Origin of the sequence: Pseudothauera hydrothermalis, from assembly GCF_003345255.1 — a bacterium.
GTDB classification, from domain to species: Bacteria; Pseudomonadota; Gammaproteobacteria; order Burkholderiales; family Rhodocyclaceae; genus Pseudothauera; species Pseudothauera hydrothermalis.
Window position 1 is genome coordinate 949,874 of the sequence record NZ_CP029331.1, and the last position, 19,763, is coordinate 969,636.

Consider the following 19,763-nt stretch of genomic DNA (forward strand, 5'->3'; position numbering starts at 1 on the left):
CAACACTGGCGTTCCGGGCAGAAAAAAACCCAACCGAGAGTGGTTGGGTTTCTGGTAATTGGTGGTGCAGACGCGACCGGAATCCAACCCACTCTCTCAACGATTGAGCAATCCCGGGCAATCCTGCGGGTTGTTGTGGACGCAATGGCCTCGGCAATGAACGCCGGTCAGTCAGTGCAGGGCGGACTCTCACCTTGTGCGGTGCCGATTGACCGGTAGCGTCGCAGCCTACCATCGAGTGGTTAGCCCCAGCTATGACCGATGGCCCGCCAGCGCGTGTTGGTCAACGAGTTGGCCCGACATCCGCTGGCGTGCAGTTCACGAATTGAATCGAGTAGTCAACCGCCGGAATGACCCTGACGGAGAAGAAAATCGAGTCGAGCGACCTCGTTGCCGTTGGCTGTAATCTTCTGGCCATCGACCGTTTCGAGCGATTGCCCCTCTTTCAGGTTGATAGCCCGTCCGAACTTGTCTTCCAGCGCCGTCTTGCCGTCCTCGAATACATACAGGGTTCCACCGTCCTTGAGGAGGAACATTTTCTTGGCGCTGGCCGCTGCCGCGTCACCAGCGAACGATGGGGTTACGATGGCGCTCAGCACGGTGGCGGCGACAACAGCGGTAATCCTGGCTTTCATCTCTACACTCCTTTCAATCAAACGTGAAGGCATTTCTGTCAATGCCTTGTGCGACTGCACAGTATGTATTCTGCGAAGCCACCGCTGACGGGAAGATGAGACGGCCGTTACATATATGTCAGATTCCATTCGGGATGGGATCGGGATTAATCGTGTGCCAATCTCAATGCATTCCTGCTCACCGGGGCGGGGCGCGGACTCATCGCCACATCGGTGCAAGTGCTTATGGCGATGCCGACTGGGCGCCAAGTGCGGTATCGGTGTGAGGCGGCTCAGGTGCCGTGGTCGAGAGCATTCCAGGCCTCGATAGGGATCAGGTGTCCAACGTCGGGTGGCAACCGATACGACAGACCCAGCGATCTGGGAGTGCAACCAGCACCCACCACGGCACGCGCGACGATCCTCGTGTTCAGACAAGACGGACGCCGCGCAAACGCAGCGCATTGCCGATCACCGATGCGGAGCTGAAACTCATCGCCAGGGCGGCGATCAACGGTGAAAGCAGCCAACCGGTGAGCGGATACAGCACGCCGGCCGCAATGGGAATGCCCAGTGCGTTGTAGAGAAAGGCGAACATCAGGTTCTGCTTCATGTTGCGGACCGTGGCCACTGACAAGGCGCGCGCCACCGCAATACCGCGCAGGTCACCCTTGACGAGCGTGATCTGTGCGCTGTTCATCGCCACGTCGGTGCCGGTGCCCATGGCGATACCGACGTCGGCCTTTGCCAAGGCCGGGGCATCATTGATGCCGTCACCAGCCATCGCAACGATACGCCCCTCGCGCTGCAGCCGCTCCACCAGTTGCAGTTTGTCGGCGGGCTTGACCTCGCCATGCACCTCATCGATGCCCAAGCGCGCCGCCACGGCCTTGGCCGTGGTCAGACCGTCGCCCGTGGCCATGACGACGCGCAAGCCCTCCGCGCGCAACGACGCCAGCGCTTGCGGTGTGGTCTTCTTCACCGGGTCGGCGACGGCCAGGACTGCGGCGAGCACGCCATCGACGGCCAGATGCATCACGCTGGCACCCTCACCGCGCAGCGCCTCCGCCCGCTCGGCCAATGGCCGCACGTCCACACCGAGCTGTTCCATCAGCGCGGTGTTGCCCAGTGCCACGGCATGTCCATCGACGCGCCCGCGCACGCCGATGCCTGAGTGCGAGTCGAACTCCTCGGCGCGTGAGAGCACCAGGCCCTGCTCGCGCGCGGCCGTGACGATGGCTTCCGCCAGCGGGTGCTCGCTGCCCTGGTCGAGGCTGGCAGCCAGTCGCAAGGCTTCGCCGGCGGTGAAGCCTTCGGCTGCGATCGTCGTCTGATAGCGCGGCCGGCCCTCGGTCAATGTGCCGGTCTTGTCGACGATCAGGGTATCGACCTGGCGCATTTTCTCGATCGCGGCGGCATCGCGAAACAGCACCCCCTGCGTAGCCCCTCGCCCGGTCGCCACCATGATCGACATGGGCGTGGCCAAGCCCAGCGCGCAGGGGCAGGCGATGATCAGCACAGCCACGGCGTTGATGAGGCCAAAAACCCAACGCGGTTCCGGCCCGAACAGGCCCCAGGCAAAAAAGGTCAGCACGGCGATGGACACCGTCGCGACCACGAAATAGCCCGCCACGACATCGGCCATGCGCTGCATCGGCGCCTTGGACCGCTGCGCCTGCGCCACCATCTGCACAATCTGGGACAGCATGGTCGCCGAGCCGACACGTTCGGCGACCATGACGAGCGCGCCACTGGTATTGAGCGTCGCACCGATGACCTTGTCGCCCACCCGCTTGGTCACGGGCAGGGACTCCCCCGTCAGCATCGATTCGTCGACAGCGCTGCTGCCCTCGATTACCGTACCATCTACCGGAACCTTTTCGCCGGGTCGAATGCGCAGCCGATCGCCGACATGGATGTGCGTCAGGGGCACGTCCTCTTCCGTGCCATCGTCGCGAAGGCGCCGGGCGGTCTTGGGGGCCAGTCCGAGCAAGGACTTGATGGCGGCCGAGGTCTGCGAACGCGCCTTGAGTTCCAGTACCTGCCCCAGCAGGGTCAGGGAAATGATCACCGCCGCCGCCTCGAAGTACACCGCGACCCGTCCCATGGACACGAACGAGTCCGGGAACAGTTGTGGGGCCACGGTCGCCGCCACGCTGTAGACGAACGCCGCCCCGGTGCCCAGCGCGATCAGGGTCCACATGTTCGGGCTGCGATGGACCACGGACTGCCAGCCGCGCACGAAGAACGGCCGACCCGCCCACAGGACGATGGGCAGGGACAGAACGAGTTCGATCCAGGTCTGTGTGCGCGCCTCGAACCAATGCAACTGGTGGCCGAACATGGCAAGCACAGTGACCATGACGGTCAGCGGCAGGGTGTACCAGAAGCGGCGCTGGAAATCGCGCAGCTCGGGACTCTCTTCTCCTTCGAGATCCGGCAGCACCGGCTCCAGCGCCATGCCGCACTTCGGACAATAGCCGGGGTGATCCTGCCGGATCTCGGGGTGCATGGGGCAGGTGTAGATCGTGCCTGCCGCCAGCGCCGGCGCTTCGACAGACGAAGGCTCATGGCCGCTGTAGGCATAGCGCGCCGGCTCGGCGACGAACTTCGCCCGGCACTTGGCGCTGCAGAAGTAAAAGAGTCGGCCTGCGTGCTCGACGTGGTGCTCGGACTGCGCGGTCACGTCCATGCCGCAGACAGGGTCCTTCAGACCTTCGGCCCGCTGCAGTGCGCTCGGGTGGTCGTGGGCGTGTTGGCGGTGTTCGTGGTCTGATCGCAGGTCCATGACTTTACGCCTCCCTGTTGGCGGGTTTGTCGGGCGGCGCACCATGCCCGCCATCGCCACCGTGGCCATGCAGCAGGTGCATCAGCGGGCACGCCAGCAGCAACAGGTACACCCAATTGCCTGCGACATGGATCCAGTGCTCGCGCAGCAGATAGAAGCCGCCGATGAGGGCAACCATCAGCAACGCGGTCCTCATGCGCCGATTCAGGCCGGACTGGCCGCGCGTGTCGTGGAGGTGTTCTTGGTCAGTCGTGTTCATCGCGGTGTTCCCTTCATCGAGGATCGGCGCGGTCGGCGCCGGCCTCCTGTTCCAGGTTGCAAGACCGCTGCTGCGCCTCATGGATCCAATCGGCACACGGTCAGTGCATGGTTTCTTCACGGATAAGAACCAAAAACTTGCGCTGCTCCGTCTTTCCCAACCAGCAAGACTTTGTAGGCATCACGGCGTCCTCCGTAGGCGACACCATCCATGCCGGGTGAACCAATGGGCATGCCCGGCACCGCCAAGCCCAGGGCTTGGGGCTTTTCCTTGAGCAGCCGCTGGATGTCCGTTGCGGGTACGTGGCCTTCGATCACATAGCCCTGGATCAGGGCCGTATGGCAGGAACCGAATTTCTGCGGCATCCCGAGGCGAGTGCGGGCTGCGCTGTTGCCCTGGTCGACGGCACTCACGCGGAATCCGCTTTTCTCCAGGTGGGCAATCCAGTCCTTGCAACACCCACAGTTCGGGTCCTTCCACACCTGCACGGCAAGCGTCTGCGGTGCGGCGGCTGGTGCCAGGGAGGGAAGACTCAGCGCAAGCACCGCCAGCAGCAGCCTGCGCCGCCGGGGGAACGGTTGATCAACGGTTTGGTGCATGACAAGGACCCCCGGTGACGCTGCTTATTCGACGACGATCTTGCCCACCATGCCCGCTTCCATATGGCCGGGGATGAGGCAGGCGAAGTCCACCGTACCGGGCTGATCGAACTGCCAAACCAGCCCGCCGCGCTGGCCAGGCTGGAGCGTCACCATGTTCGGCTCGGCATGCTGCATCTGGGGCATCTTGCGCATCATCTCGGCGTGCGCCTTGAGTTCCTTCATTGAGCCGATCACCATTTCGTGCGGCACCTTGCCCGTGTTCTTGACGAAAAAGCGGATGGTCTCGCCCTTCTTGACCGCGATGTTCGCCGGCGTGAACCGCATCGAGTCGTCCATGACCACCTCGATGGTGCGGTCGACCTTGGCGGGATCGCCTGGTTTGCCGACGTTGGAGTGTGATGCGCCACCGTGCATCGAACCGTGCATGCCTTGCATGTCGTGCCCGGCCATGCCATGGCCGCCCTGATGATTGCCGGCGGCCAGCGCCAACACAGGCAACGCGCTCAGCGCCAAAACGCTCAAGGTTTTCTTCATCATCGGTTTCTCCTTAGGGTTGGTGAATAAGATCGGAGTTGCGCGTGGCGGCTTCTAGAACCACAGCCGCACACCCGCCACATAACGCGTTTCCCGGGTACGCTGTCCTTCGGCGCGCGCAAAATCGGCGGTCTGTCCGAACTTGCCAGCCCATTCTACGCCGACGTAGGGCGCGAACTGGCGCGAGAACTCGTAACGCAGGCGCAGGCCTGCCGCCGCATCGGCCAGCCCACTTCCCAGGCCACGCGCTTCATCGCGCTGGCGATACAGATTGACTTCCATGCGGGGCTGCAGAATCAGGCGCTGGGTGAGCAGGAGTTCGTACTCGCCCGACAGGCGCAGTGCCGCGCGTCCCGAGCTGCCGACGTAGGCGGTGGCATCGACATTGAACCAGTACGGCGCGAGTCCCTGGATGCCGAAAGCGAGCCAGGTCCGGTCAGGCCCCGTGCCGCTGTCCTGCCGCACCCCGAGTTGGGTGTCCCAGTACGAGGCGATCGCATGGCCCCACAGGACCTCCGTGCGTGCCTCCTCCAATTTGCCTTTGGCGACGTCACCTTCAGCCTTGAGGACCAGGCGGTCGTAGGTGCTGCCGAACCAGGCTTGCGCGTCATAGGCGGTGGCGTTGCCGTCCTTCGTGTCGACGCGCTCCAGGCGATCGAGGAGCACGCTGCCGAACGCATGTTCATCGGACAGCCGAAGTTGCCGTGGCCCGGGGAGTACGTAAGGGCCCGACTCCAAAGTCAAGCCATTGGAATACGCGTGCGGATCGCGGGCATCGGCGGGTGCGGGGCCGCCCTGCATGTTCATGCTGCCGTGGTCCATGGTGGCGCTCGCCGGCGATTCGGCTCGCGTTGGGGCTGGAGCCGTGCCCGGGTGCCCGGCATGGCCGCCGCCTTCCACCGTTGTTTGCGCCCAGACGGGTGCCGCACCGAGCAACACCAGCGCCGCAGTGAAGAGAGAACAGGGTTTCATGGCGAATCTTCTTTTGATCAGTTTCATGACACGACCACCACGCGGAACATGCCCATGTCCATGTGCAACATCAGGTGGCAGTGCCAGGCCCAGCGACCCAGGGCGTCGGCGGTCACGAGGAAGCTGACGCGCTGCGCGGGTTGAACCGGGACGGTGTGGCGACGCACCAGGAACTGCCCGTCGGGCGTTTCCACCTCGCTCCACATCCCGTGCAAATGCATCGGGTGCGTCATCATCGTGTCGTTGTGCAGGATGACGCGCACCCGCTCGCCGTACTTCAGGTGCACCGGCGTGCTCTTGCCGAACTCGAGGCCGTCGAGCGACCAGGTATAGCGCTCCATGTTGCCGGTGAGGTGCAGCTCGATCTCGCGCTCGGCCCCGCGTGGGTCGAGAGGACCGCCGATCGTCCTGAGATCCGCCAGCGTCAGCACGCGCCGGCCGTTGTTGCGCAGGCCAATGCCCGGATCGTCAAGATTGGTGCGCGGCATGTCCACCCGCATATCCGTGCTTGGGCCGTATTCCGTGCGTGCGTGACGGACCGTGGCGCTGGGCTTGGCCATCGCGCCGCCGGTCATGCCATGCATCGCGTGCTGGCCGTGATCCATGGCCATCGCGCCATGGTTCATGCCGGACATGTCGTGCTTCATGCCCGGCATGTCGTGGCCCATCGCCGCGTGGTCCATCGCGCCCATCATGTCGGCCATGGTGAGCCATTCGACGGGATCGAGCGCAGGCACGGCGGCGCTCAAGCCCTCGCGCACCGCGAGCGTGCCGCGGGCGAAGCCGGTTCGATCCATCGATTGCGCGAAGATCGTGTAGGCGTCCTCTCGGGGCGTGACGATCACGTCGTAGGTCTCGCCCGGCCCGAAGCGGAACTCATCGACGGTCACGGGCTCGACGTTCTGCCCGTCGCTTTGCACCACCGTCATCTTGAGCCCCGGGATGCGCACGTCGTAGAAGGTGTTGGCCGCGCCGTTGATGAACCGCAGACGCACGCGCTCGCCCGGCCGGAACAGGCCAGTCCAATTGCCGGCAGGGGTGACGCCGTTCATCAGGTAGGTCAATGTCGCCCCCGAGAGATCGGCCAGGTCGGTCGGGTTCATCCGCATGTGGTTCCACATCGCACGTTTGTCCAGTGCGCGGGAGAGCCCCATGTCGGCCACGTCACGGAAAAAATCGATCGCCGTCGGCTGATTGAAGTTGTAGTAGTCGCTTTGCGCCTTGAGCTTGGCGAGCACCCGCATGGGGTCTTCGTCGGTCCAGTCGGACAGCTGCACCACGTAGTCCCGGTCGGCGCGGATAGGGTCTGCCTCACGCGGCTCGACGATCAACGCCCCGTACATGCCGGTCTGCTCCTGCATGCCGGAGTGCGAGTGATACCAGTAGGTGCCGGTTTGTTCGAGACGGAACTGGTAGGTGAAGGTTTCGCCCGGGGGGATGCCCTGAAAACTGATGCCGGGCACCCCGTCCATCTGGTAGGGCAGGATGATCCCGTGCCAGTGGATCGACGTGGCTTCGCGCAGGCGGTTGGTGACGCGGATGGTGACCGTGTCGCCTTCCCGAAGTTTGAGCGTCGGCGCCGGGATGGAGCCGTTGATGGTGGTCGCCATCCTTGGTGTGCCGGTGAAGTTGACCGGCGATTCGGCGACCACCAGGTCAATATTCGTGCCGCTGAGCACGGGCGCTGCACCCGTGCGCGTGTCGGACAGCCCCTGCGCCGCAGCACGCAGCCAGGGTGACAGGCCGACCATCACGCCGCCAGCGACCAAGCCGCGCACGAAACGCCGCCGAGCGGGCACCAACGGCAACGGTGAATGAAACGGTCTCAAGGGTGGCATGGGCTCCTCGCAATGAATTGCTGATTTCGTGGATGACATGCTAGAGGGCCACCCCTGTTAGGAAGCTGTCTGTCAGATTACATTTTTGTTATCATCGTGTCAGGTGCGCCCAAAATCGTCACACTAGCGGCTATTCGATATGGCGGAGCACCCTCATGAAAATACTGATCGTTGAAGATGAGCCCAAAACGGGCGAGTACCTGCGTCAAGGCTTGAGCGAAGCGGGTTTCGTGGTTGATCTGGCGCAGGACGGCACGGATGGCCTGCACCTGGCCTTGCAGGGCGAATACGACCTGGTGATTTTGGATGTGATGTTGCCCGGCCTCGACGGCTGGCAGGTACTCCAGTCCTTGCGCCGTCGCGGCCTGCAGATGCCAGTGCTGTTCCTGACTGCACGCGATCAGGTGGAAGACCGCGTCAAAGGCCTTGAGCTCGGAGCGGACGACTATCTGGTCAAGCCTTTCTCCTTTGCCGAATTGCTGGCCCGCGTGCGCACGATCCTGCGCCGGGGGCGCAGTGGCAACGAGAGCACCGTGCTGCGCGTGGCCGACCTCGAACTGGACCTGCTGCGCCGACGCGTGTCACGCGGCGGCCGGCGGATCAGTCTGACTGCCAAAGAGTTCGGCTTGCTGGAACTGCTGATGCGCCGTCATGGCGAGGTCCTGCCCCGCTCGCTGATCGCCTCGCAGGTCTGGGACATGAATTTCGACAGCGACACCAATGTGATCGAGGTGGCCATCCGGCGCTTGCGCGCGAAGATTGATGAGGGGCATGAGGTCAAGCTGATCCACACCGTACGTGGCATGGGTTACGTATTGGAAGCGCCGGAGGAGCACTGAATGTTTCGCTCCCTGTCACTGACGACCCGGCTCACCCTCTTCTTTACGTTGGCGGCTGCGGCTGTGGTGTTTGGATTGGCCTTGTTGGTCATCGCTGCATCCGAGCGGCATTTCATCGAACTGGATCACATGGCGCTGCAGGACAAGCAGCACCTGATCGAGAATATTTTGGCGCGATCCAATTCGGCCGAGGACGCCAAGTGGCTGCTGCGTGAGGCATTGAGCCACCATCACGGGCTGTACGTCAGCGTCCATGATTCGAAAGGTGAAACGCTCTTCCAGTCCGAAGGATTTCGTCTCCCGCGCGAACTGTCACCGGCGGATGAAGGCAACGGCGAGGACGCGCTGATCCATTGGGCCGACGAAGGGCAGGCGTTTCGCGGGATGCTTGTCCGGGTTATTCCAGCCTATGACGCAACGACGCGGCTGGACATCCTCGTTGCCATGGACACGGCGCATCACACACGGTTCATGCTGGAGTTGCGGCGCACCCTGATGACCTATGCCGTCGTGACGATCGTCATCTGTGGCGTGCTCGGCTGGTTTGCCGCGTACAAGGGGCTGGCGCCATTGCGTGCCATGAAATCCAGAGCCACCACGCTCACGAGCCAGCGGCTGCACCAGCGCATGCCCGTCGAGGCGGTACCCATCGAAATGGCCGATCTGGCTCACGAACTCAACAAGATGCTGGACCGGCTGGAAGACGCGTTCACGCGACTGTCGGAGTTCTCGTCGAATCTGGCGCATGAGCTGCGCACCCCCCTGAGCAACCTGCTGACCCAGACCCAGGTCGCGTTGGCTACCCGGCGGGATGCCGATACCTACCGGGAGATCCTGGCTTCCAATGCCGAGGAACTGCAGTGTCTGGGCCGCATGGTGTCCGATATGCTGTTCCTGGCCAAGGCCGAACGCGGGATGATGCTGCCGAACCGGGAACGTTTCTCGGCAGCCGAGGAAACGCACGCCCTGATCGAGTTCTATGAGGCGGTCGCCGAGGAGAAGGGCGTCAGACTGGCTCAGCGTGGTGAGGGCGAGATCGTCGGTGATCGCTTGATGTTCCGCCGTGCCCTGAGCAATCTGCTTTCGAACGCGCTGCGCCACACCCCGCCACATGGCGAGGTCACGATCGAGATCAGCCAGTCTTCCCAAGCCACCCGGGTGAGCGTCGAGAACACCGGCGAGGACATCGACCCGAGGGTACTGCCGCGCCTGTTCGATCGGTTTTACCGTGCTGACCCATCGCGGTCACATCCGGAAACCGACGGCGCAGGGCTGGGATTGGCGATTACCCGCGCCATTATGCAAACCCATGGAGGATCGATCAGCGTGACGTCCGCGCAGGGCAGGACCCGGTTCTGCCTGGAGTTCCCAGGCGGAACCTGATGAGGTGAAGCAGTTGGGGCGAGCCAGCCCAAGTGCCTTTGGTCTGTGCGCTTTCGCAGAGGCAATGGCCCCGATCGCTGTTGAACCGACCGGGCTGACGGCTCCCGATCACGGATCAGCGTGAACGCTACGAAGAGTTTGAGAGAACTCGAGGGCGTGATCATGCGCCGGGGCCCGGTGCCATGGAGCGGCTTTGCCGTCATGTACCGAGGTGGCCTTGCTCTTGGCGATCCACGTCCTGACCGAGATCATGACTCGGACATGCGCTTTGCAACCACCTGCGCGCGAAAACCTCGGCCGGCTCCGGACGGGCGAAGTAATACCCCTGTGCTTCGTCGCAACCCAATGCCAGCAAGTGTTCCGCCTGCGCTGCCTCTTCCACACCTTCGGCCAGGGTCTTGAGGCCGAGGCTCTTCGCCATGGCAACGATGGCGGACACAATGGCGAGATCGTTGCGATCGGTCAGCATGTCCCGCACGAACGAGATGTCGATCTTCAGTTTATGAACGGGAAATCGCTTGAGGTAAGCCAGTGAGGAATACCCGGTGCCGAAATCATCGATGGACAGCGCAAACCCGGCCGAGGTCAGGGCGCGCGTGACCCTCCATCACCGAGATCGCGGCAGCCGAGAGCATTGACCGGGGGCATGCAAGTCGGATCGCGCAACTGACCCGGCTTGCACCTGACATCGTCGAGGCGTGCGTGGTGGAAAAGGCAGTCGGGCTTGTGCTGGAGCGCCTGATCCGGCGAGCCTTGCCATTGGATTGGGCAGCGCAGCGTGAAATTCCAGGGCGGGAATTCAGTCGTTGATATTGCCGGGGCGGCATGTCCCGCGCTCGCTGCTTCAGGCACCGAGGCGCAGGATGCGCCGCGCACCGTTCAATACCAGCAGCGCGATGAGCGAGCCAATCACCAAATCGGGGTAACGCGATCCTGTCCAGGCGACCAACGCCCCGGCCGCGATCACCCCCAGGTTTGCCAGCACGTCGTTCGTGGAGAAGATCCAGCTTGCCTTCATGTGAGCGCCGCCTTTTCGATGACTGGAGATCAAGACAAGGCAGGTAACGTTTGCAATGAGCGCAACGAGCGCGATCCCCATCATGAGCGGTGGCTCGGGCTCGCTACCAAAGACGAAGCGGCGCAGCACCTCGGACATTGCGCCGAGCGCGAGCAACAGTTGCAGCCAGCCTGACAACCGCGCCGCCTTCAGCTGGTGCCCGGTATGACGGCCGACGGCGTAGAGCGCGAGCCCGTAGACGGCGGCATCCGCGAACATGTCCAGTGAGTCAGCCATGAGCCCCGTGGACTGCGCAATCCACCCGGTCGTCACTTCGACGACAAACATGGCGGCGTTGATGGCAAGCAACCATTTGAGAGCGCGAGACTCTTGCTCGGAGGACGGCTGGCTGTCGCTTTGCCCATCGACAGTGTGCGGGCCATTCGATTCAGTTGACGCAATGAGACGGGCGCCCAAGCCGAGACTTTCAAGCTTGCTTGCAATGGGTTCGACGGGGCCGTCGTGAAAAACACGCAACTCGCGCTTGCCAAGATCGAACTCGAGTGCGGCCAGCCCGCTCGTATTCTCGAGCGCGAGCCGGATCATGCGCTCCTCCGAAGGGCAGTCCATCTTCGGCACCGAGAACAGACTCATCCTTCCCGTCCCGGTCGGCGTGGCACCCGTCATGGACTCCGCCTTCCGCTCGGACGCACATCCGCAGGATTTCTGGCATTCATCAGTCATAGTCATTGGTCCTTGATTCTTCTCGTTCCTGATCCGGCGAGGCTCTTGCAGAAACCAGCAAGCATCCGGAGGGTATTTTGAGATTTAACACTCTATAGCTACTATAGAGTCAAGTCGATGATAAAAAGGGGTTGCAGCTATGCAGATCGGAGCGCTTGCCCGGCAAACCGGGTGTCCGATTCAAACGATTCGCTTTTATGAGCAGGAAGGACTCCTGCCGCCCCCGTCCCGGAGCGCGGGCAATTTCCGCTTATATGGCGACGCGCACGTCGAACGCTTGCTTTTCATTCGCCGCTGTCGTTCGCTGGACATGACGCTCGACGAGATTCGTGTGCTGTTGCGCCTCAAGAACGTGCCAACCCAAGATTGCAGTGAGGTCAACCGTGTTCTTGAGGCACACATCGAGCAGGTCGCGGTGCGTATCCAGGAACTGAGCGCACTTGAGCAGCAGCTCAGATCCTTGAGGGAAATGTGTTCCGAAGGCAGAAGCGCCGAACAGTGCGGCATCCTGTGCGAACTGTCTCAACCAGTATCTGCCGCCGAGCTCGCCGTACCTTGATGCAAGATGAGGTGAGCAGTGCAGATTCGGTAACCAACGGCCGACCAATTCACAATCGCAACCCGGAAGCCGGAAACCCGCGCCAGTGCTGGCTCTGGCTCGGTGAACGCTCACGAGCCCAGCAGAGAAAAACGGCAGCAGAGAGGCGAGAAGTACTCCGAAACGGCGTCGTTTGGCGGTGCAGCGCTCACGAGGCAACGGGCCGGAACCGCGCCAACACTGGCGCTCAGGGCAAAAAAATCCCAACCGATAAGGGTTGGGATTTCACATTATGGTGGAGCCGGCGGGAATCGAACCCGCGTCCGCAAGCCCTCTACAGGCAGATCTACATACTTAGCCCGGCTATTTGGATTTAACCCCTGACTTAGCCGCCCGGCAGGCCGGACAGGGGCGAGTTACCTTACCTTTAGCTGCCGAACCAAGTAACCCGGTTCTGCTCGCGATTCTCTGTAAATGACACTGCAGCGGCTCAGCTTACGCTAAGACCACCCGGCCCAGAGACCTGCCGGTGCAGCGCCCGCCGGGATTAAGCGGCGAGAGCGAAACGCTCGTCGTTGGCGTTTGTTTGTTTCCAGATGGATTTACGAGGTGACTGGTCCTCGGTATGCACTGCGCTGCTTCGCGACCCACGTCGAAGCCAGGTCGGCCCCAAGTGCCCGTTGAGACAGCTCAGGTAGCGCTCAGTTCGCGCTTCGGTCGACAGTCTATCCCATGTGTTGCGCAGATGAACAGCGATTTTTCGCTCAGCGCTCGCGTACCGTGCTCATCAGGTAGTTGACGTCGGTGTTACGGCCCAGCGAGTAAGTCTGGGTGAAGGGGTTGTAGTGCATGCCGATCAATTCGTGCGGCACTAAACCAGCAGAACGTGCGTGGCGCGAAAGTTCGGACGGTTTGATGAATTTGGCGTAATCATGGGTGCCGCGGGGCAGCAGTCTGAGGATGTATTCGGCGCCAATGATCGCGAACAGGTAGGACTTGGGGTTGCGGTTTATCGTCGAAAAAAACACCTGGCCGCCTGGTTTGACCAGGCGTGCGCAGGCGGCCACCGTGCTGGCCGGATCGGGAACGTGTTCGAGCATTTCCATGCAGGTGACCACGTCGAAGCGGGCCGGATGCGCGTTGGCAAAGTCTTCTGCGCTGGCATGGTGGTAGTCGACTTGGAGGCCGCTTTCGAACAGATGCAGTCGGGCGACGCCGAGCGCTTTTTCTGACAGGTCGATCCCGGTGACCCGCGCGCCGCGCGCGGCCATGCTCTCAGACAGAATGCCGCCGCCGCAGCCCACGTCGAGCACCTCTTTGTCGGCCAGCTTGGCGTGCTGGTCGATCCAGTCCAGTCGCAGGGGGTTGATTTGATGCAGCGGTTTGAATTCGGATTCCGGGTCCCACCAGCGATGCGCGAGGTCGCTGAATTTTTGCAATTCGATTGGGTCGGAGTTCGGGTTCATCGGCTGTGTCTCGGGCAGCATGCAGGGCAGGGCGGATGGTACCGGAATTCGACCGGGTGGTCGCTCTGCCGTTCGCTTGTCGGAAAAGAAAAAGCCCCGCCGGGGCAGGGCTTTTCATGATGGTATCGGCGATTACTTGGTGCCGATCACTTCCACTTCCACGCGGCGGTCGGGCTGCAGGCAGCTGATCAGGGCAGCGCGGTTCTTGACACCGTCGCACTTGTTGCCGGTGACCGGCTGACGTTCACCTTTGCCTTCGGTGTAGATGCGGTTGGCTTCGATGCCTTTTTCGACCAGATACGCCTTGACGGCTGCCGCACGGCGTTCGGACAGGCGCTGGTTGTAGGCATCCGAGCCAATGCGGTCGGTGTGGCCGACAGCCAGGATGACTTCCAGCTTCAGTTCCTTGGCCTGAGCGGCCAGCTCGTCCAGGCGGGCCTTGCCTTCCGGCTTGAGGACGGCCTTGTCGAAGTCGAACAGGGTGTCGGCGGACAGCTTGACTTTCTCAGCGGTGGGGCGAGGTACCGGGGCGGCCGCCGGTGCCGGTGCCGGAGCGGGCGCGGTGCACTTGTCTTTGGGGACGATGTCGCTATCGCACTCGCAGCCGGCAGGGAACTCGCCCGCCATGGCCGAGGCGGCAGCAGCAGGGCTCCAGTAGCCGGTGCGCCAGCATAGGCCGGTTCCGCTACGCACGACCACGTTGCGGGCGTCGATGACGTAGGGAACTTCGCCTTTGCCGTCGACGACCACGTCTTTGGTCTGGGCAAATGCAGCGGGGGCGGAAAAGCCAGCCGCAACGACGGCGGCGAGCATCAGCATCTTGGTTTGTTTGATCATTTTTGTTCCTCGTCGAAGGGCAGGGATTGAATGAACCCGAACGGTATTGTGGCGCTTTCGGGGGCTTGTGGCGATAGCCAAACGCCGACTGGCGGGCTATCCCGTTCAACTGACAAGCTTAGTGTGCCACATGGCGATTAGTCGGAGCAATTCGCTGTCGCGCGTGTGCAACAGGCATTTGCCGCCGTCGATCTTGAGTTCGCCGTCGACCCAGACATGGGTCACATGCTCGCGTCCGGCAACATAGACTAGATGCGAAACCGGGTCAAAGCAGGGCAGTGTTTCGGGTGTGCCCAGGCGCACGGCACACAGGTCGGCGAGCTTGCCGGGTTCGATCGACCCGATGCGCTCGGCTAGGCCCAGTGCCGCGGCGCCGTTGAGGGTGGCCATGCGCAAGGCGGTGTGTGCCGGCACCGCGCTGGCATCGCCGGTGGCAGCCTTGGCCAGCAAGGCGGCGTGGCGCATTTCGGTGAACATGTCGAGGCGGTTGTTGCTGGCCGCGCCATCGGTGCCCAGGCCGACGTTGATGCCGCGCTTGAGCAGGGTGTCGACCGGGGCGATGCCGCTGGCGAGTTTCATGTTGGAGGTGGGGCAGTGGGCGATGCTGCAGCCGTGGCGGGCGAGCAGATCGATGTCGGTGGCGTCCAAGTGCACCGCATGCACGCCGATGAAGTTGGTGCCGGGCAGCCCCAGGCGTTCCAGTCTGGTGAGCGGGCGGGTGCCGTGCTGCGTCAGTGAGTCGCCGATTTCCTGTGCGGTTTCGTGGATATGGATGTGGATCGGCACTTCGATTTCCGCCGCCAGGCTGGCCACTCGCTGCAGGGCGTCGTCGGAAACCGTGTAGGGCGCATGGGGCGCCAGGGTAAAGCCGACGCGTGGATGGTCGCGCCAGCGGTCGCGCACGGCAAGCCCTTTGCGCAGGCAGTCGTCGGCGCCGGTGGCGTAAGGCGTGGGGAAGTCGAGCACGACCACGCCGAGGACGGCCCGCATGCCGGCCTGGTCGAAGGCGTCGGCGGCGGCATCGGGATAGAAATACATGTCGTTGCAGGTGGTGGTGCCGCCGCGCAGCATTTCGGCGGCCGCCAGCAGTGTGCCGTCGCGCACGAAGGCGGCCGAAACATGCCGGCTTTCGGCCGGCCAGATCGCTTCCTGCAGCCAACGCATCAGCGGCAAATCGTCGGCAATGCCGCGCATCAGGCTCATGGCCGCGTGGGTGTGCAAATTGACAAAGCCGGGGCACAGCAGATGCTCGGGTAAAGACACGATGCTGGCTGCGGGGTAACGTTGGCGGGCCTGGTCGCGCGGCAGCAGGGCGAGGATTTTGTTGCCGCGCAATACGACGGTATGTGCCTCAAGCGTCACGCCGGCCGGCTCCACCGGCACGATCCAACGGGCTTCGATCAGCAAGTCTGCCGTGTTTTCCATCATGCTTGGGCTCTCCATCCAGTTCGGTGAGGCGGCCAGTTCATTCAATGGCCGGAAAAATTAGGTCTATGCGCCGACAGCTTACTTTGTGGCTGAGGTAGAACGCCATCTTCGAGGCGGCCGACCGCTCCGTCTGTGCCGGGCGAGGCCGATGCAATCGCACAGCGGTCCAGGCTAGTCGGCATGGTAAGATTTGTGGCTTTTGATCATGCGGATAATCCCGCTGCCGCGACATGACCCAGTTCGCCAAGGAAACCCTGCCGATCAGTCTGGAAGAGGAAATGCGCCATGCTTACCTGGATTACGCCATGAGCGTGATCGTGGGGCGGGCGCTGCCGGATGCGCGTGACGGCCTAAAGCCGGTGCATCGCCGGGTGTTGTATGCGATGCACGAGTTGTCCAACGACTGGAATCGTCCCTACAAGAAATCGGCACGCATCGTTGGCGATGTGATCGGTAAGTACCATCCGCACGGCGATTCCGCGGTGTATGACACCATCGTGCGCATGGCGCAGGATTTCTCGCTGCGCTACATGCTGATCGACGGTCAGGGCAACTTCGGTTCGGTCGATGGCGACAATGCCGCGGCGATGCGTTACACCGAAATCCGCATGGCGCGCATCGGTCATGAATTGCTGGCCGATATCGACAAGGAGACGGTGGATTTCGGGCCAAACTACGATGGCTCCGAAAAAGAGCCGCTGATCCTGCCGGCGCGCATTCCCAATCTGCTCATCAACGGTTCGAGCGGCATTGCGGTGGGCATGGCCACCAACATTCCGCCGCACAACCTGGGCGAGGTGGTCGAAGCCTGCCTGAAGCTGCTCGAAGCGCCAGATACCGACATCGAGGCGTTGATCGAGATCATCAAGGCGCCGGATTTTCCCACTGCCGGCCTGATTTATGGCCTGGCGGGCGTGCATGAGGGCTACCGCACCGGCCGTGGCCGGGTGGTGATGCGTGCGCGCACCCACTTTGAAGATATCGGCAAAGGCGATCGGCAGGCCATCGTTGTCGATGAGCTGCCCTACCAGGTCAACAAGCGCACCCTGCTGGAGCGCATCGCCGAACTGGTCAACGACAAGAAAATCGAGGGCATCAGCGAAATCCGGGATGAGTCCGACAAATCCGGTATGCGCGTGGTGATCGAACTCAAACGCGGCGAGATGCCCGAGGTGGTGCTCAACAACCTGTTCAAGCATACCCAGCTGCAAGACAGCTTTGGTATGAACATGGTGGCCTTGGTCGACGGCCGCCCGCGTCTGTTGAACCTCAAGCAGATGCTGGTGTGTTTCCTGGAGCACCGCCGCGAGGTGGTCACCCGCCGCACTGTTTTTGAGCTGAAAAAAGCGCGTGAGCGCGGCCACATTCTGGAAGGCTTGGCGGTTGCCTTATCGAATGTGGATGAAATCATTGCCTTGATCAAGGCCGCGCCCACGCCGGCGGAGGCGCGCCGCGAGCTGATGGCGCGCACCTGGCGTTCGCCGCTGGTCGAGGAGATGCTCTCGCGCGCGATGGCCGACAGCTATCGCCCGGAAGGTTTGCTGCCGGAGTTTGGCCTGTCGGCGCGGGGCTATCGCCTGTCCGAGGTGCAAGCCCAGCGCATTCTGGAAATGCAATTGCAGCGCCTGACCAATATGGAGCAGGACAAGATCGTCGGCGAGTACCGCGAAGTGATGGCGCTGATTACCGATCTACTCGACATCCTGGCCCGGCCCGAGCGTATCACCGCGATCATTGCCGAAGAGCTGACTGCCATCCGCAGTCAGTTTGGCGATCCGCGCCGCTCCGAGATCGTCATGAGCACCGCGGAAATCAACATCGAGGACCTGATCACCCCGGAAGACATGGTGGTCACGCTCTCGCATGGTGGGTACTTCAAGCGCCAGCCGCTGGCCGACTATCGCGCGCAGCGCCGCGGTGGGCGCGGCAAGCAGGCTACCTCGATGAAGGACGAGGATTTCATCGATCGCTTGTTCGTGGCCAACACCCACGACTACGTGCTGTGCTTTTCCAGCCGCGGGCGGGTGTATTGGCTCAAGGTCTACGAGGTGCCGGAAGGTACGCGCAATTCGCGTGGCAAGCCGATCGTCAACCTCTTTCCGCTCGTCGAAGGCGAAAAGATCACCGCGGTGTTGCCGGTCAAGGAATTCGACGACAGTCATTTCGTGTTCATGGCCACGGCCGAAGGCACGGTCAAGAAAACCGCTCTGTCGGCTTTTGCCAACCCGCGCAAGGCCGGCATCATTGCCGCCAGTCTGGACGAGGGCGACCGGCTGATCGGCGTGGCGATCACCGACGGCCAGTGCGACGTGATGCTGTTTTCCGATGCCGGCAAGGCGGTGCGTTTTGCCGAGAGCGATGTGCGTCCGATGGGCCGTGAGGCGCGCGGGGTGCGCGGCATGACGTTGGAGGACGGGCAGCAGGTGATTGCCATGTTGGTGGCCAAGGGCGAGGAACAGTCGGTGCTGACCGCCACTGCAAACGGATATGGCAAACGCACCCCGGTGGGCGAATTCACCCGCCATGGACGCGGCACCAAAGGCATGATCGCCATCCAGACTTCGGAGCGTAACGGCAAGCTGGTGGCCGCCGTGCTGGTGGAACCTTCCGATGAAGTCATGCTGATTTCCACCGGCGGTGTGTTGATCCGCACCAGGGTGAGCGATATTCGCGAACTGGGTCGGGCCACGCAGGGTGTCACGCTGATCAATCTGGACGAGGGCACGTTTCTGGCCGGTCTGGAAAAAGTGGCCGAATCCGATAGCGATCCGCTCGACCAAGGCGACGCATCGCAAACACCACAAGGCGAGGCCGAATCATGAGTCGTGTATGGAACTTCAGCGCCGGTCCGGCCGCGCTGCCCGAAGAGGTGTTGCGCCAGGCCGCCGAAGAGATGCTCGATTGGCACGGTGCCGGCATGGGTGTGATGGAAATGAGCCATCGCGGCAAGGCGTTCATGTCCATTGCCGAAGCGGCCGCAGCCGATCTGCGCGAATTGCTCGCGGTTCCGGACAACTATCGGATTCTGTTCATGCAAGGCGGCGCAATTGCGCAAAACGCCATCATCCCTCTAAACCTGCTGGGCGAGCGCAAGGTGGCCGATTATGTAGTCACCGGCGCCTGGTCGCAGAAGTCGCAGAAAGAAGCGCGTAAATACGCCGAGGTCAATATTGCGGCCAGCTCCGAGGCCAGCGGCTTCGATAGGGTGCCGGCGCTGCAAGACTGGCAGTTGTCTGCCGATCCTGCGTATGTGTTTGTGTGCACCAATGAGACCATCGGCGGCGTGGAGTATCCGTTCGAACCGGATCTGGCGCGAATCGGCCGCGCCGAGGTGCCGCTGGTGGCCGATATGTCGTCGCACCTGCTGTCGCGTGTCATCGATGTTTCCCGGTATGGCGTGATCTTTGGCGGTGCGCAAAAGAACATCGGTCCGGCGGGCTTGACCCTGGTCATCGTGCGTGAAGACCTGCTGGGCCGTGCCTTGCCGCTATGTCCTTCGGCTTTCGACTACAAGACCGTGGCCGAGGCCGGTTCCATGTACAACACGCCGCCCACTTACGCGATCTACATTGCCGGCCTGGTGTTCCAGTGGATCAAGCGCCAGGGCGGGGTGGCGGCCATCGAGGCGCGTAACATTGCCAAAGCCCGTTTGCTCTACGATTATCTGGACGGTTCCGGTTTTTACGAAAACCGGGTCGACCCGGCTTGTCGCTCGCGCATGAACGTGTCGTTTTTTCTCAAGGACGAGTCGCTCAACGACGCCTTCCTGGAAGGCGCCCAGCAGGCGGGCTTGGCCCAGCTCAAAGGGCACAAATCGGTCGGCGGCATGCGTGCGTCAATCTATAACGCGATGCCGATCGAGGGCGTGGCCGCCCTGATCGACTACATGAAGACTTTTGCCGCGCGCTACGGCTGAGCTCCGGC

The 19,763-nt window shown here is 62.5% G+C and carries 17 protein-coding genes and 1 other RNA gene; 5 read left to right on the plus strand and 13 right to left on the minus strand.

Annotated features, from left to right (window positions below; translation table 11 throughout):
* Positions 1-338: 338 nt before the first annotated feature.
* The 7 genes from DIE29_RS04630 to DIE29_RS04660 all read right to left on the minus strand — a co-directional run bounded on the left by DIE29_RS04630 (position 339) and on the right by DIE29_RS04660 (position 7,547).
* Positions 339-635 carry a CopK family periplasmic copper-binding protein gene (locus DIE29_RS04630; protein WP_114649344.1) on the minus strand — a complete coding sequence of 99 codons (297 nt, stop codon included), beginning with the start codon at positions 633-635 and terminating at the stop codon, positions 339-341.
* 409 nt (positions 636-1,044) lie between these two features.
* Positions 1,045-3,402, minus strand: coding sequence for a heavy metal translocating P-type ATPase (locus tag DIE29_RS04635; RefSeq protein ID WP_114649345.1), 2,358 nt, complete (start codon positions 3,400-3,402; stop codon positions 1,045-1,047).
* A 4-nt stretch (positions 3,403-3,406) separates the two neighbouring features.
* Complete coding sequence (locus DIE29_RS04640; protein ID WP_205409782.1) at positions 3,407-3,661, minus strand: DUF2933 domain-containing protein; 255 nt, start codon at positions 3,659-3,661, stop codon at positions 3,407-3,409.
* Positions 3,662-3,777: 116 nt separating this feature from the next.
* The gene (locus DIE29_RS04645; protein WP_028874277.1) at positions 3,778-4,260 is read right to left on the minus strand and encodes a DUF411 domain-containing protein; all 483 of its coding nucleotides are present in this window, start codon (positions 4,258-4,260) and stop codon (positions 3,778-3,780) included.
* A gap of 24 nt (positions 4,261-4,284) precedes the next feature.
* Entirely contained in the window at positions 4,285-4,785 is a 501-nt protein-coding gene (locus DIE29_RS04650) for a cupredoxin domain-containing protein (protein WP_237269510.1), read from the minus strand.
* A 66-nt stretch (positions 4,786-4,851) separates the two neighbouring features.
* Complete coding sequence (locus tag DIE29_RS04655) at positions 4,852-5,796, minus strand: copper resistance protein B (protein ID WP_114649347.1); 945 nt, start codon at positions 5,794-5,796, stop codon at positions 4,852-4,854.
* A complete protein-coding gene (locus tag DIE29_RS04660) occupies positions 5,793-7,547 on the minus strand; it encodes a copper resistance system multicopper oxidase (RefSeq protein WP_472517571.1) in 1,755 nt (584 codons plus the stop codon). The genes DIE29_RS04655 and DIE29_RS04660 overlap by 4 nt, the downstream gene beginning before the upstream one ends.
* A gap of 215 nt (positions 7,548-7,762) precedes the next feature.
* On the opposite strand from DIE29_RS04660, the gene DIE29_RS04665 reads away from it, so the two are divergent.
* The gene (locus tag DIE29_RS04665; RefSeq protein WP_114649349.1) at positions 7,763-8,446 is read left to right on the plus strand and encodes a heavy metal response regulator transcription factor; all 684 of its coding nucleotides are present in this window, start codon (positions 7,763-7,765) and stop codon (positions 8,444-8,446) included.
* A complete protein-coding gene (locus DIE29_RS04670; protein WP_114649350.1) occupies positions 8,447-9,829 on the plus strand; it encodes a heavy metal sensor histidine kinase in 1,383 nt (460 codons plus the stop codon).
* 199 nt (positions 9,830-10,028) lie between these two features.
* On the opposite strand, the gene DIE29_RS04675 is transcribed toward DIE29_RS04670, so the two are convergent.
* Both DIE29_RS04675 and DIE29_RS04680 read right to left on the minus strand, forming a co-directional pair.
* Positions 10,029-10,418: an EAL domain-containing protein gene (locus tag DIE29_RS04675; protein WP_082438493.1), complete on the minus strand. Its 390-nt coding sequence runs from the start codon at positions 10,416-10,418 to the stop codon at positions 10,029-10,031.
* A gap of 255 nt (positions 10,419-10,673) precedes the next feature.
* Entirely contained in the window at positions 10,674-11,570 is an 897-nt protein-coding gene (locus DIE29_RS04680) for a cation efflux transmembrane domain-containing protein (RefSeq protein WP_062196632.1), read from the minus strand.
* Positions 11,571-11,709: 139 nt separating this feature from the next.
* Here DIE29_RS04680 and cadR point away from each other — a divergent pair, with 139 nt between their 5' ends.
* Positions 11,710-12,129, plus strand: coding sequence for a Cd(II)/Pb(II)-responsive transcriptional regulator (gene cadR / locus DIE29_RS04685; RefSeq protein ID WP_037989410.1), 420 nt, complete (start codon positions 11,710-11,712; stop codon positions 12,127-12,129).
* A 272-nt stretch (positions 12,130-12,401) separates the two neighbouring features.
* On the opposite strand, the gene ssrA is transcribed toward cadR, so the two are convergent.
* From ssrA to DIE29_RS04705, 4 genes are all read right to left on the minus strand, one after another.
* Positions 12,402-12,779: a transfer-messenger RNA gene (gene ssrA / locus DIE29_RS04690) on the minus strand.
* 93 nt (positions 12,780-12,872) lie between these two features.
* A complete protein-coding gene (gene ubiG / locus DIE29_RS04695) occupies positions 12,873-13,574 on the minus strand; it encodes a bifunctional 2-polyprenyl-6-hydroxyphenol methylase/3-demethylubiquinol 3-O-methyltransferase UbiG (RefSeq protein ID WP_114650264.1) in 702 nt (233 codons plus the stop codon).
* Positions 13,575-13,706: 132 nt separating this feature from the next.
* Entirely contained in the window at positions 13,707-14,411 is a 705-nt protein-coding gene (gene ompA / locus DIE29_RS04700; protein ID WP_114649352.1) for an outer membrane protein OmpA, read from the minus strand.
* Positions 14,412-14,516: 105 nt separating this feature from the next.
* Entirely contained in the window at positions 14,517-15,836 is a 1,320-nt protein-coding gene (locus tag DIE29_RS04705) for a TRZ/ATZ family hydrolase (protein WP_114650265.1), read from the minus strand.
* A 233-nt stretch (positions 15,837-16,069) separates the two neighbouring features.
* On the opposite strand from DIE29_RS04705, the gene gyrA reads away from it, so the two are divergent.
* Positions 16,070-18,661 carry a DNA gyrase subunit A gene (gyrA, locus tag DIE29_RS04710; RefSeq protein ID WP_114649353.1) on the plus strand — a complete coding sequence of 864 codons (2,592 nt, stop codon included), beginning with the start codon at positions 16,070-16,072 and terminating at the stop codon, positions 18,659-18,661.
* Positions 18,658-19,755, plus strand: a complete 1,098-nt coding sequence (gene serC / locus DIE29_RS04715; protein ID WP_102042171.1) for a 3-phosphoserine/phosphohydroxythreonine transaminase — start codon at positions 18,658-18,660, stop codon at positions 19,753-19,755. The genes gyrA and serC overlap by 4 nt, the downstream gene beginning before the upstream one ends.
* Positions 19,756-19,763: the final 8 nt, after the last annotated feature.